Source organism: Flavobacterium sp. AK-345 (assembly GCF_058310175.1).
Genome location: NZ_JBZEER010000014.1, coordinates 67,938 through 80,932 on the forward strand (window position 1 = coordinate 67,938; position 12,995 = coordinate 80,932).

The 12,995-nt window shown below is 35.0% G+C and carries 13 protein-coding genes and 4 tRNA genes; all 17 read left to right on the top strand.

Features of this window, described 5'->3' with window-relative positions; translation table 11 throughout:
* Positions 1–6: 6 nt before the first annotated feature.
* The 17 genes from AC4FQ3_RS19975 to rpoB all read left to right on the top strand — a co-directional run bounded on the left by AC4FQ3_RS19975 (position 7) and on the right by rpoB (position 12,767).
* Positions 7–897 (top strand): ComEA family DNA-binding protein, encoded by an 891-nt coding sequence (locus AC4FQ3_RS19975; protein WP_491183057.1) that lies wholly within the window; start codon positions 7–9, stop codon positions 895–897.
* 13 nt (positions 898–910) lie between these two features.
* Positions 911–2,053, top strand: coding sequence for an acyl-CoA dehydrogenase family protein (locus tag AC4FQ3_RS19980; RefSeq protein WP_042564004.1), 1,143 nt, complete (start codon positions 911–913; stop codon positions 2,051–2,053).
* A gap of 258 nt (positions 2,054–2,311) precedes the next feature.
* Positions 2,312–2,506 carry a 30S ribosomal protein S21 gene (rpsU, locus tag AC4FQ3_RS19985; protein ID WP_026985791.1) on the top strand — a complete coding sequence of 65 codons (195 nt, stop codon included), beginning with the start codon at positions 2,312–2,314 and terminating at the stop codon, positions 2,504–2,506.
* Between the two features lie 149 nt (positions 2,507–2,655).
* Positions 2,656–3,549, top strand: a complete 894-nt coding sequence (locus AC4FQ3_RS19990; protein ID WP_491183035.1) for a tyrosine-type recombinase/integrase — start codon at positions 2,656–2,658, stop codon at positions 3,547–3,549.
* Between the two features lie 34 nt (positions 3,550–3,583).
* Entirely contained in the window at positions 3,584–3,886 is a 303-nt protein-coding gene (gene hpf, locus AC4FQ3_RS19995) for a ribosome hibernation-promoting factor, HPF/YfiA family (protein ID WP_042564006.1), read from the top strand.
* Positions 3,887–3,977: 91 nt separating this feature from the next.
* Positions 3,978–4,051 (top strand) — tRNA-Thr (locus AC4FQ3_RS20000).
* 54 nt (positions 4,052–4,105) lie between these two features.
* Positions 4,106–4,186 (top strand) — tRNA-Tyr (locus tag AC4FQ3_RS20005).
* A gap of 84 nt (positions 4,187–4,270) precedes the next feature.
* Positions 4,271–4,342 (top strand) — tRNA-Thr (locus tag AC4FQ3_RS20010).
* 54 nt (positions 4,343–4,396) lie between these two features.
* Positions 4,397–5,584 carry an elongation factor Tu gene (gene tuf, locus AC4FQ3_RS20015; protein ID WP_042564007.1) on the top strand — a complete coding sequence of 396 codons (1,188 nt, stop codon included), beginning with the start codon at positions 4,397–4,399 and terminating at the stop codon, positions 5,582–5,584.
* 60 nt (positions 5,585–5,644) lie between these two features.
* Positions 5,645–5,715: transfer RNA gene (locus tag AC4FQ3_RS20020), tRNA-Trp, on the top strand.
* 18 nt (positions 5,716–5,733) lie between these two features.
* Positions 5,734–5,931, top strand: coding sequence for a preprotein translocase subunit SecE (gene secE, locus AC4FQ3_RS20025; RefSeq protein ID WP_041517377.1), 198 nt, complete (start codon positions 5,734–5,736; stop codon positions 5,929–5,931).
* 10 nt (positions 5,932–5,941) lie between these two features.
* Positions 5,942–6,493, top strand: a complete 552-nt coding sequence (nusG, locus tag AC4FQ3_RS20030; protein ID WP_029273444.1) for a transcription termination/antitermination protein NusG — start codon at positions 5,942–5,944, stop codon at positions 6,491–6,493.
* Positions 6,494–6,560: 67 nt separating this feature from the next.
* Positions 6,561–6,998, top strand: a complete 438-nt coding sequence (gene rplK, locus AC4FQ3_RS20035) for a 50S ribosomal protein L11 (protein WP_029273445.1) — start codon at positions 6,561–6,563, stop codon at positions 6,996–6,998.
* A gap of 13 nt (positions 6,999–7,011) precedes the next feature.
* Complete coding sequence (gene rplA, locus AC4FQ3_RS20040; RefSeq protein ID WP_017496725.1) at positions 7,012–7,701, top strand: 50S ribosomal protein L1; 690 nt, start codon at positions 7,012–7,014, stop codon at positions 7,699–7,701.
* A 22-nt stretch (positions 7,702–7,723) separates the two neighbouring features.
* On the top strand, positions 7,724–8,227 hold the full coding sequence (rplJ, locus tag AC4FQ3_RS20045) for a 50S ribosomal protein L10 (protein WP_042564008.1): 504 nt from the start codon (positions 7,724–7,726) through the stop codon (positions 8,225–8,227).
* Positions 8,228–8,319: 92 nt separating this feature from the next.
* Positions 8,320–8,691, top strand: coding sequence for a 50S ribosomal protein L7/L12 (rplL, locus tag AC4FQ3_RS20050; RefSeq protein ID WP_007807437.1), 372 nt, complete (start codon positions 8,320–8,322; stop codon positions 8,689–8,691).
* 263 nt (positions 8,692–8,954) lie between these two features.
* The gene (gene rpoB / locus AC4FQ3_RS20055) at positions 8,955–12,767 is read left to right on the top strand and encodes a DNA-directed RNA polymerase subunit beta (protein ID WP_042564009.1); all 3,813 of its coding nucleotides are present in this window, start codon (positions 8,955–8,957) and stop codon (positions 12,765–12,767) included.
* Positions 12,768–12,995 lie beyond the last annotated feature (228 nt).

Below are 12,995 nucleotides of genomic sequence, written 5' to 3' on the forward strand. Positions count from 1 at the left end.
CAAATGATTAATTTTAAAGCTCTACAGCATCATTTTAAGTTTACTAATCAACAACGTTTAGGGATTTTTTTGCTTTTAGGCATCATTGTAATACTACAAATGATTTATTTTTTTGTCAATTTTTCTATTCAGGAGAAAACCTTCTCTCCCGAAGAAGAACAATGGCTTTCTTTACAATCAGAAATAGATTCTCTAAAAGTAGAAAAATATAAAGCAGTTGGGAAAGTGTATACTTTTAATCCAAATTTTATTTCAGATTATAAAGGGTATAAACTCGGAATGTCAGTTCAGGAAATAGATCGATTGTTGGCCTTTCGGAAAGAAAATAAATATGTGAATTCAGCCAAAGAATTTCAGGAAATAACTAAAATTTCAGATTCATTGTTAAATGTTATTTCACCACTCTTTAAATTTCCGAATTGGATTCAGAATAAAAAATCATTTAAAACAGATAGAGTAGAATATGTTCACAAAGAATATCCTAAAAAGGAAAAGATAATTTTATCGGATATTAATGAAGCAAGTCAGGAAGATTTAATGAAAATATTTGGCATTGGAGAAGCTTTGTCACTTCGAATATTAAAGCAAAAAGAAATTTTAGGAGGTTTTATTTCCATGGAACAGATGAAAGATGTTTGGGGACTTTCACCAGAAGTTCTTTTCGAATTAAATACACATTTTAAAATTGTAACGGTCCCAAATTTTAAGAAAATTGCAGTAAATGATGCTTCTTTGAAAGAGTTGGCGCAGTTTCCGTATTTCAGATATGCATTGGCAAAACAGATAATCACATATCGCAGTATGAACGGAAATTTTAAAAATATTGAGGATTTAGCAAAAATTAAAGATTTTCCTGTTGAAAAAGCAAAAATAATTAGTTTATATTTGGAGTTCTAAAAATAACATCGAAATGAATTTTGAATATAATGAAACGCAATCAATGATTGCTCAGTCTATAAAAGAGTTTGCAGAAAAAAACATTAGACCTAATATAATGGAATGGGATGAAGCGCAAATTTTTCCTGTCGATTTATTTAAAAAATTAGGTGAAATGGGTTTTATGGGTGTTTTGGTTCCTGAAGAATATGGAGGGTCCGGATTAGGTTATCATGAATATATTACTGTAGTTGAGGAAATTTCTAAAGTAGATCCTTCAATTGGACTTTCTGTTGCGGCCCATAATTCATTATGTACCAATCATATTTTGACTTTCGGAAATGAAGAACAAAAGAAAAAATGGCTGCCTAAATTGGCAACTGCAGAATATATTGGTGCTTGGGGCTTAACAGAGCATAATACAGGATCTGATGCCGGAGGAATGAATACAACTGCGGTTAAAGATGGTGATTCGTGGATTGTAAATGGTGCAAAAAACTTTATAACACATGCAATTTCGGGAGATATTGCCGTTGTAATTGTTCGTACAGGAGAAAAAGGGGATTCTAAAGGAATGACTGCTTTTGTTTTTGAAAAAGGAATGCCCGGATTTACTTCAGGTAAAAAAGAAAATAAATTAGGAATGCGAGCCAGTGAAACTGCCGAATTAGTTTTTGACAACTGTCGTGTGCCCGATGCAAATAGATTAGGTGAAGTTGGGCAAGGGTTTGTTCAGGCTATGAAAATATTAGATGGGGGTCGAATTTCAATTGGAGCCTTATCATTGGGGATTTCAAAAGGAGCTTATGAAGCAGCATTGAAATACTCAAAAGAAAGACATCAGTTTGGGCAGCCAATCAGTAGTTTTCAGGGGATTTCATTTAAATTAGCCGATATGGCAACTGAAATCGAAGCTTCAGAATTGTTATTGCATAAAGCTGCTTTTTTAAAACAAAAACATAAGCCGGTTACAACGCTTGGAGCAATGGCAAAAATGTATGCTTCTGAAGCCTGTGTGAAAATTGCAAATGAAGCAGTTCAGATTCACGGCGGATATGGATATACAAAAGATTTTCCGGTAGAGAAATTTTACAGAGATTCTAAATTGTGCACTATAGGCGAAGGAACTACAGAAATTCAGAAACTTGTAATTTCAAGGAATTTGCTAAAGGAGTAAGATACTTAAGTTGGGCGTGCCTATAAAACAAAAAGCCATTTGGCAACCGTTGAAAGGCTTTTTGTTTTATAGTCGGGCTTTCCACTACAATCTTTTTTGTTTTTAAAGAAAAAACAAAAAAGGATTTCCGTTGCAATCCCTCACGCATACAGTGTTTTTTTAGAAATTTCAGGTGTGTAAAAATAATTACAATTTATAACTCATAATTCATAATTAATAATTACTTTTGCAACCTTAACGAGAGGAGGTGTCTATATTATGTTAATTATACCAATTAAAGACGGAGAAAATATCGATAGAGCATTAAAGCGCTATAAAAGAAAATTTGATAAAACAGGAACTGTTCGTCAACTAAGAGCACGTACTGCTTTTATTAAGCCTTCTGTTATCAAAAGAGCTCAAATTCAAAAAGCTGCTTACATTCAAAACATGAGAGATGGTTTAGAAAGTTAGTATTACGCTTTTCAAAAATAATTACCGTTAGTTATCAAATTTTGATACTAACGGTTTTTTTATGCTTAATTTTGAGGTAAATAAGATTTGAAGATATTATATATAGGTGTAATATTGGGTTTTTGTGTAAAGTAAAAGAGTGTATTCTTATGAAATCAAATAAAGAAGCGTTTCGTGATTATCTTCAATTCGAAAAAAAATATTCTCCCCATACTGTTAATGCTTATTTAAATGATGTGATGTTTTTTGAAGATTTCAATAAAACTCATTTTGAGCAGGATAATATTGATCAGGTAAATTACAGTCAAATCAGAAGCTGGATTGTTTCTTTGGTTGATCAGAATGTTTCTAATGTTTCTGTCAATAGAAAAATGGCTTCGTTAAAGTCTTTTTATAAATTTCTTTTAAAGACAAAGCAAATAGATATAAATCCGATGCTAAAGCATAAAGCTTTGAAAACTCCCAAAATTGTCCAGATTCCTTTTTCAGAAAAAGAGCTTACAGATTTAATTCAGGAAGTAGATAATCCGGTAGGATTTGAAGAAATAAGGGATAAGCTTATTGTTGAGATGTTTTATACAACCGGAATGAGGAGGGCAGAGCTGATAAATTTAATGCTGCGCAATGTAGATTTGTCTTCCAGTGTTATTAAGGTTTTAGGAAAAAGAAATAAAGAACGTATTATTCCGCTTTTACCTGTTATTGTTGATCAGCTTAAATTGTATTTAAATGAGCGAGCTTTAGTTGAGGACATCGTTGATGGTGAATATTTTTTTATTTCAAAAAAAGGGTTAAAATTGAGCGAATCTTTTGTGTATCGATTAATAAATTCTTACTTTAGTAAAGTCTCTGAGAAGGTGAAAAAAAGCCCGCATGTGCTTCGGCATACTTTTGCAACTCATCTTTTAAATAATGGAGCAGATTTAAATTCAGTTAAAGAATTATTAGGACATTCGAGTTTAGCGTCTACGCAAGTTTATACTCATAATAGTTTAGCGGAGCTTAAGAAAGTGTATACTAATGCGCATCCGAGAAATAAATAGTAATTCTTAAATGTTTAACCCTAAAATTAGTATTATGAAGGTAGATGTTCATGCCGTTAACTTTACTGTTGACAGAAAGTTGGTTGATTTTATTCAGGAGAGAATGGATAAATTAGAAAAATATTACGATCGAGTTGTCTCGGCCGACGTTTTTTTAAAAGTGGAAAGAACAAGTGACAAGGAGAATAAGGCGGTAGAGATTAAGATTAATGTTCCTGGGGATGAATTTTTGGTTAAAAAACAATGCAAAACATTCGAAGAAGCAGTAGAGCTTTCGGCAGAATCTTTAGAACGTTTGCTGGTAAAAAGGAAAGAAAAAATAAGAGCACACATATAATTGAAAATTTTTTTCAAAAAATGTTTTGATACAAAGATAAAATAGCTACATTTGCAGTCCGTTAGAAATAGCGGACTTTTTTATTGATATTGCCAGCGTAGCTCAGTTGGCTAGAGCAGCTGATTTGTAATCAGCAGGTCGTGGGTTCGAGTCCCTCCGCCGGCTCTAAATATTTCAAATGCGATTTGAAATTGTTCATGCAATTATTGATAAAAAAAAGGGGAGATACTCAAGCGGCCAACGAGGGCAGACTGTAAATCTGCTGTGTGAACTTCGCAGGTTCGAATCCTGCTCTCCCCACAAAAAAAAGTTTAGAATTCAGATTGTTGGTTTTAGATTGTTAAAGTCTAAATTCTTAAATCTACAGTCTAAAATCAGAACTCTGCCGGTGTAGCTCAGGGGTAGAGTGCTTCCTTGGTAAGGAAGAGGTCTCGGGTTCAATTCCCGACATTGGCTCAAGTAAGTAGGAAATTGAAATTAATATATAACTAAGATTAAAAATTAAGTAAAATGGCAAAGGAGAATTTTAATCGTTCCAAACCGCACTTAAACATAGGTACAATTGGACACGTGGATCACGGAAAAACTACATTAACTGCAGCAATTACAAAAGTATTGTCTGATGCTGGTTACTGTCAAGCAAAATCGTTTGATCAAATCGATAACGCTCCAGAGGAGAAAGAAAGAGGTATTACTATTAATACATCACACGTAGAGTATGAAACAGCTAACCGTCACTACGCTCACGTTGACTGTCCAGGTCACGCGGATTACGTAAAGAACATGGTTACTGGTGCTGCTCAAATGGACGGAGCTATCTTAGTAGTTGCTGCTACAGATGGTCCAATGCCACAAACTCGTGAGCACATCCTTTTAGGTCGTCAGGTTGGTATTCCAAGAATCGTTGTTTTCATGAACAAAGTGGATATGGTTGATGATGCTGAATTGTTAGAGCTTGTTGAAATGGAAATTAGAGATTTATTATCTTTCTACGAATATGATGGAGATAATGGTCCTGTAGTTCAAGGTTCTGCTTTAGGGGGATTGAATAATGATCCTGCTTGGGTACCAAAAATCATTGAATTAATGGCAGCTGTTGATGCTTGGATCGAAGAGCCAGTGCGTGACGTAGCTAAACCATTCTTGATGCCGGTTGAAGATGTATTTACAATTACTGGTCGTGGAACTGTTGCTACAGGTCGTATCGAAACAGGTATTGCTAATACAGGAGATCCAGTTGAAATCATTGGTATGGGAGCTGATAAATTAACTTCTACTATTACAGGAGTTGAGATGTTCCGTAAAATCCTTGATAGAGGTGAAGCTGGAGATAACGTAGGTTTATTGTTAAGAGGTATTGATAAAGAATCTATCAAAAGAGGAATGGTTATCATTAAGCCAGGATCAGTAAAACCACACGCTACTTTCAAAGCTGAGGTTTATATCTTGAAAAAAGAAGAAGGTGGACGTCATACTCCATTCCATAATAACTACCGTCCACAGTTCTACGTACGTACAACTGACGTAACAGGAGTTATTACTTTACCAGAAGGAGTAGAGATGGTAATGCCAGGAGATAACTTAACTATCAATGTTTCTTTATTAAGCCCAATCGCAATGAGCGTAGGTTTACGTTTCGCTATCCGTGAAGGTGGTAGAACAGTAGGAGCTGGTCAGGTTACTGAAATCGTAGGATAATCCTATAAATAATTATAAAAAGCCAGTTGTTTTCTTAACTGAAATCACTGGCTTTTAATTACGGGCGTAGTTCAAGGGTAGAATAGCGGTCTCCAAAACCGTTGATGGGGGTTCGAATCCCTCCGCCCGTGCAATATAAAATATATCAAATGACAAAAGTTACTAATTATTTATCAGAGGCTTTCGAAGAGTTAAAGTCAAATGTTACTTGGCCTGCTTGGGCTGAGGTTCAAAAATTGACAATTGTTGTGGCTGTATTTTCAGTTCTATTCGCTTTGGCAACATGGGGAGTAGATGAATTTTTTGCAAAAGCTTTGGCTGGATTTTTTAACTGGTTAAAAGGATAATTTTTTTGTGATGGCAGATAATAATGTAAAAAAATGGTATGTGGTTAGAGCTGTAAGCGGACAGGAAAACAAAGTCAAAGCTTACATCGAAACCGAGATTGCCAGATTAGGTATGGGTGATTATGTTTCCCAAGTTTTAGTGCCTACAGAAAAAGTAGTTACTGTAAAAGAGGGAAAGAAAATGTCTAAGGATAAAGTTTATTTTCCTGGATATGTTATGATCGAAGCCAATTTAGTTGGTGAGATACCTCATATTATCAAGTCTATTACTAGTGTTATTGGATTTTTAGGTGAGATCAAAGGAGGAGAACCTGTTCCTTTGAGACTTTCTGAAGTAAATAGAATGTTAGGTAAAGTGGATGAGTTGGCTGTTAATACAGATACTCGTGCTATTCCTTTCAACTTAGGAGAAACTGTTAAAGTGATCGACGGTCCATTTAACGGATTTAACGGAACAGTTGAAAAAATCAATGAAGAAAAGCGTAAACTTGAAGTTATGGTTAAGATTTTCGGAAGAAAAACACCATTAGAATTAAGTTTTATGCAAGTTGAAAAAGTATAATTTTTTGTTACATATATAATAACCATTGTAATCGCTTCCATTGATTGCAGTGTTAAATTTTTTAAAAATGGCTAAAGAAATTAGTAAGGTAGTTAAACTACAAGTTAAGGGAGGTGCTGCGAATCCGTCGCCACCGGTTGGACCTGCTTTAGGAGCTGCTGGGGTAAACATCATGGAGTTTTGTAAGCAATTTAATGCTAGAACTCAGGATAAACCTGGCAAAATATGCCCAGTGCAAATCACTGTGTATAAAGACAAATCATTCGATTTTGTTGTTAAGACTCCTCCAGCAGCGGTTCAGTTAATGGAAGCTGCAAAGCTAAAATCTGGTTCTGGTGAGCCTAATCGTAAAAAAGTAGCTAGTGTTACTTGGGAACAAATTAGAGCAATTGCTGATGACAAAATGCCTGACTTAAATGCATTCACTATTGAGGCTGCAATGAGTATGGTTGCTGGAACAGCTAGATCTATGGGTATAACTGTATCAGGAGAAGCTCCTTTTTAATTAAGAAAAAGACATGGCAAAATTAACAAAAAAGCAAAAAGAGGCTGCTTCAAAAATTGAAAAGAACAAACTATATTCTCTTAAAGATGCTGCGGCATTATTAAAAGTAGTTGCTTCTGCAAAATTTGATGAGTCTGTTGATATCGCAGTTCGTTTGGGTGTAGATCCAAGAAAAGCGAATCAAATGGTTAGAGGTGTAGTTACATTACCTCACGGAACAGGTAAAGACGTTAAAGTATTAGCATTGGTTACTCCAGATAAAGAAGCGGAAGCTAAAGAAGCTGGGGCTGATTATGTTGGTCTTGATGATTATTTACAAAAAATTAAAGATGGTTGGACAGATGTTGATGTTATCATCACTATGCCGGCTGTTATGGGTAAATTAGGTCCATTAGGGCGTATTTTAGGACCTAGAGGTTTAATGCCAAACCCTAAAACAGGTACTGTAACTATGGATGTTGCAAAAGCTGTTGCAGAGGTTAAAGCTGGTAAAATTGACTTTAAAGTTGATAAAACTGGTATCGTTCACGCAGGAATTGGTAAAGTTTCTTTTGGAGCTGAGCAAATTGTTGACAACGCACACGAAATTATTCAAACATTAATAAAACTTAAGCCAACTGCTGCTAAAGGTACCTACATTAAAGGTATTCACCTTACAAGCACTATGAGTCCTGCAATTGCATTGGATCCAAAAGCAGTATAATTGGTAGTTAAAAATTTTTAGTATGACTAGAGAAGAAAAATCAATCGCGATTGAAAATTTAACTGCGCAGTTAGCTGGTACAAATATCATTTATGTATCTGATATTTCTGGATTAAACGCAGAGACAACTTCAAACTTACGTAGAGCTTGTTTTAAAGCTGGTATCAAATTAGAAGTTGTAAAGAACACTTTGCTTGCAAAAGCAATGGAAGCTTCTGCCAATGATTATGGTGATTTACCTTCAGTATTGACTGGTAATAGTGCTATATTTATTTCTGATGTAGCTAATGCTCCTGGAAAAATCATTAAAGATTTCCGTAAGAAATCTGATAAACCAGTTTTAAAAGGTGCTTTCATTAATAATGAAATTTATATTGGAGATAATCAATTAGATGCATTAGCAACTATTAAATCTAAAGAAGAACTTCTTGGAGAACTTATTGGATTATTGCAATCACCAGCACAAAGAATTATCTCTGCTTTACAAAACAAATTCGCTGGTAGCGAAGAAGAAGCGGAAGCATAATAATTATTGTAAGGAATTTAATTTCCTTGCAGCTTAAATAAGCGCACAATAAATAAATTATATTTTACAAATCATTTTAAACGATAGAAAAAATGGCAGATTTGAAACAATTCGCAGAACAATTAGTTAACTTAACAGTTAAAGAAGTTAACGAATTAGCAACAATATTAAAAGACGAGTATGGTATCGAGCCTGCTGCTGCAGCTGTAGTAGTTGCTGCTGGTGGTGGAGAAGGTGCTGCTGAAGAAGCGCAAACTGAATTTACAGTTGTATTAAAAGAAGCTGGTGCTTCTAAATTAGCAGTTGTAAAATTAGTTAAAGAACTTACAGGTTTAGGTCTTAAAGAAGCTAAAGATGTAGTTGACGGTGCTCCAAGTAACGTTAAAGAAGGTGTTTCTAAAGAAGAGGCTGAAGGTCTTAAAAAATCATTAGAAGAAGCTGGAGCTGTAGTTGAACTTAAATAAGTTCACTCGGTTTTAAGAACTAGGTTTAGGTCTTGAGTTAACTCAATGGCCTAAACCATTTTTCGTATAATAAAATATATCAAGTTTTATTATTCAAATAGTTTAAAATACGAAAAAGTTTTTGATCAATACGAAGAAAAAAATTAAGCTAAATTTTACCGGTTTATTTTTAAAGATGTATTGATTATAATAAGAAAGTATAGATTAAACAGTGTGTGTTTACACAAAAAATTACTTTTTTTTAATCAAAATTTTGTCCATTGATGATAACAAATCAGACTGAAAGATTGAATTTTGCCTCTACAAAAAATATCCCTGACTATCCGGATTTCCTAGATGTTCAGGTTAAATCTTTTAAAGATTTCTTTCAATTAGAAACGAAATCTGACGAAAGAGGCAACGAAGGGTTATACAACACCTTCATGGAAAACTTTCCAATCACAGATACAAGAAACAACTTTGTATTGGAATTCCTAGATTATTTTGTTGATCCGCCACGTTATACAATTCAAGAATGTATAGAGAGAGGTCTTACGTATAGTGTGCCTTTAAAAGCAAGGTTGAAACTATACTGTACTGATCCAGAACACGAAGATTTTGAAACAATTGTACAAGATGTTTATCTTGGAACAATACCTTATATGACTCCAAGTGGTACCTTTGTTATTAATGGTGCCGAGCGTGTAGTAGTGTCACAATTACACCGTTCTCCTGGGGTTTTCTTTGGACAGTCATTCCATGCAAATGGAACAAAACTATATTCTGCCAGAGTAATTCCTTTTAAAGGATCTTGGATAGAATTTTCTACAGATATCAACAGCGTAATGTATGCTTATATCGATAGAAAGAAAAAATTACCGGTAACAACTTTATTCCGTGCAATTGGGTTTGAAAGAGACAAGGATATCCTTGAAATTTTCGACCTTGCTGAAGAAATTAAAGTTTCTAAAACTGGTATTAAGAAATATATTGGAAGAAGACTTGCTGCCCGTGTTTTAAACACTTGGCACGAGGATTTCGTTGATGAAGATACCGGTGAGGTAGTTTCTATCGAACGTAACGAAATCATCCTTGATAGAGATACTATTATCGACAAAGATAATGTTGAAGAAATCATCGATTCTAACGTTAAATCTATTTTGTTACACAAAGAGGATAATAATCAGGCAGATTATGCTATTATCCACAATACGTTACAAAAAGATCCAACAAACTCTGAAAAAGAAGCTGTAGAGCACATTTACCGTCAGTTGCGTAACGCTGAACCGCCTGATGAGGAAACTGCTCGTGGTATTATAGATAAATTGTTCTTCTCTGATCAACGTTATAACTTAGGTGAAGTTGGTCGTTACAGAATGAACAAAAAACTTGGTTTGGATATCCCAATGGAAAAGCAAGTGCTTACCAAAGAAGATATCATTACCATTGTAAAATATTTGATCGAATTGATCAACTCTAAAGCAGAGATTGATGATATTGATCACTTATCAAACCGTCGTGTTAGAACAGTTGGAGAACAATTGTCTCAACAATTCGGTGTTGGTTTAGCACGTATGGCTAGAACTATTCGTGAGAGAATGAACGTTAGAGATAACGAGGTGTTTACACCAATTGATTTGATTAATGCTAAAACATTATCATCAGTTATCAACTCTTTCTTTGGTACTAACCAGTTATCTCAATTTATGGATCAAACGAATCCATTAGCTGAGATTACGCACAAGAGAAGACTTTCTGCACTTGGACCAGGTGGACTTTCGAGAGAAAGAGCTGGTTTCGAGGTTCGTGACGTTCACTATACACACTATGGTCGTTTATGTCCGATTGAAACTCCTGAGGGACCAAACATTGGTTTGATTTCATCTCTTGGTGTTTATGCAAAAGTTAACGGAATGGGATTCATTGAAACTCCATACCGTAAAGTAACTAATGGTGTAGTTGATTTAGAAAGCACTCCAATTTACTTAAGTGCTGAAGAAGAAGAAGGAAAAATGATTGCTCAGGCAAACATTGAAATGGATGAAAATGGTAAAATTACAGCTAGCAATGTTATTGCTCGTGAGGAAGGTGACTTCCCGGTTGTTGAACCATCAGTAGTTCATTATACAGACGTTGCTCCTAACCAGATTGCTTCGATTTCGGCTTCATTGATTCCTTTCTTGGAACATGATGATGCGAACCGTGCATTGATGGGATCGAACATGATGCGTCAGGCAGTTCCTTTGATCCGCCCTGAAGCACCAATTGTAGGTACAGGTTTAGAGCGTCAGGTAGCTTCAGATTCAAGAGTATTAATCAATGCTGAAGGGCATGGAACTGTTGAATATGTTGATGCTAATATCATTACTATTAAATACGATCGTACAGAAGACGAGAGAATGGTTAGTTTTGATGCAGATGAGAAAACATACAACTTAATTAAATTTAGAAAAACCAATCAAGGTACAAGTATCAACTTGAAACCAATCGTAAGAAAAGGTGACAGAGTTATTCCTGGACAAGTATTATCAGAAGGATATGCTACTCAAAATGGTGAATTAGCTTTAGGTAGAAACTTAAAAGTTGCGTTCATGCCATGGAAAGGGTATAACTTTGAGGATGCGATTGTAATTTCTGAAAAAGTAGTTCGTGATGATATTTTTACTTCTATCCACGTTGATGATTATTCATTAGAGGTTAGAGATACTAAGTTAGGAAATGAAGAGTTAACAAACGATATTCCTAACGTTTCTGAAGAAGCTACTAAAGATTTAGATGAAAACGGTATGATCAGAATTGGAGCAGAGGTTAAGCCTGGCGACATTTTGATCGGAAAAATTACACCAAAAGGGGAATCAGATCCTACTCCGGAAGAGAAATTGCTTCGTGCAATCTTCGGGGACAAAGCAGGTGATGTAAAAGATGCTTCATTGAAAGCTTCTCCATCTTTACACGGTGTAGTTCTTGACAAAAAATTATTTGCAAGAGCCGTAAAAGATAAACGTAAACGTACTCAGGATAAAGATGCTTTAGGCGCTTTAGAAATGGAATTTGAAACTAAATTTGTTGAATTGAAAGACAGATTGGTTGAAAAATTATTCTTGATCGTTAACGGAAAAACATCTCAAGGTGTAATGAATGATTTGGGTGAAGAAGTTTTACCAAAAGGTAAAAAATATACTCAAAAAATGCTTTACGCAGTAGAAGATTTTGCTCACTTAAGCAAAGGTCAATGGGTTGCTGATGATGCTACTAATAAAATGGTTAATGATTTGATTCATAACTATAAAATTAAGCTGAACGATTTACAAGGATCTTTAAGAAGAGAAAAATTCACTATTACAGTTGGAGATGAATTACCATCTGGAATTTTGAAATTAGCGAAAATTTATATCGCTAAAAAACGTAAACTGAAAGTAGGGGATAAAATGGCAGGACGTCACGGTAACAAAGGTATTGTTGCAAGAATCGTTCGTCATGAAGATATGCCTTTCCTTGAAGACGGAACACCGGTAGATATCGTATTGAATCCACTTGGGGTACCTTCACGTATGAACATTGGTCAGATTTATGAAACTGTTCTTGGTTGGGCTGGACAAAATTTAGGTAGAAAATTTGCTACTCCAATTTTTGATGGTGCTTCTTTAGATCAAATTAATGAATTAACTGATGAAGCTGGAGTACCACGTTTCGGACATACACATCTTTATGATGGTGGTACTGGAGAGCGTTTCCATCAAGCTGCAACTGTGGGTGTAATTTACATGCTTAAATTAGGACACATGGTTGATGATAAGATGCACGCACGTTCTATCGGACCATACTCGTTGATCACTCAACAACCACTTGGAGGTAAAGCTCAATTTGGAGGTCAGCGTTTTGGAGAGATGGAGGTTTGGGCACTTGAAGCTTATGGAGCATCAAGTACACTTCGTGAAATCTTAACTGTTAAGTCGGATGACGTTATTGGTAGAGCGAAAACTTACGAAGCTATCGTTAAGGGTGAGTCTATGCCAGAGCCAGGATTACCTGAATCATTCAATGTATTAATGCATGAATTGAAAGGTCTTGGACTTGACATTCGTTTAGAAGAATAATAAGTATTAGGAAGTTTTCAGTCCCGATTTTTGTCGGGGCTGATTACTCATTTATAGAAGTTTTTAGGATTTATACCCGTAACCCGTTCCGATTTTTTATATAAACCCTAAGAGTTTTATAATTAGCACTTCAAAATAATTAAGGTTTGAAGTTTAGAGAAGTAACCCGAGGTAGTAGTTTACTGATTTGCTTTCGCTTAAAGTGGAAAAATTCAGAAATCTAAAATC

Coding starts and splice junctions, on each gene's coding strand:
- secE (WP_041517377.1), top strand. CDS start 5,734: ATGACAAAAGTTACTAATTATTTATCAGAGGCTTTCGAAGAGTTAAAG.
- tuf (WP_042564007.1), top strand. CDS start 4,397: ATGGCAAAGGAGAATTTTAATCGTTCCAAACCGCACTTAAACATAGGT.
- nusG (WP_029273444.1), top strand. CDS start 5,942: ATGGCAGATAATAATGTAAAAAAATGGTATGTGGTTAGAGCTGTAAGC.
- rplA (WP_017496725.1), top strand. CDS start 7,012: ATGGCAAAATTAACAAAAAAGCAAAAAGAGGCTGCTTCAAAAATTGAA.
- rplK (WP_029273445.1), top strand. CDS start 6,561: ATGGCTAAAGAAATTAGTAAGGTAGTTAAACTACAAGTTAAGGGAGGT.
- AC4FQ3_RS19990 (WP_491183035.1), top strand. CDS start 2,656: ATGAAATCAAATAAAGAAGCGTTTCGTGATTATCTTCAATTCGAAAAA.
- hpf (WP_042564006.1), top strand. CDS start 3,584: ATGAAGGTAGATGTTCATGCCGTTAACTTTACTGTTGACAGAAAGTTG.
- AC4FQ3_RS19980 (WP_042564004.1), top strand. CDS start 911: ATGAATTTTGAATATAATGAAACGCAATCAATGATTGCTCAGTCTATA.
- rpoB (WP_042564009.1), top strand. CDS start 8,955: ATGATAACAAATCAGACTGAAAGATTGAATTTTGCCTCTACAAAAAAT.
- rplJ (WP_042564008.1), top strand. CDS start 7,724: ATGACTAGAGAAGAAAAATCAATCGCGATTGAAAATTTAACTGCGCAG.
- rplL (WP_007807437.1), top strand. CDS start 8,320: ATGGCAGATTTGAAACAATTCGCAGAACAATTAGTTAACTTAACAGTT.
- rpsU (WP_026985791.1), top strand. CDS start 2,312: ATGTTAATTATACCAATTAAAGACGGAGAAAATATCGATAGAGCATTA.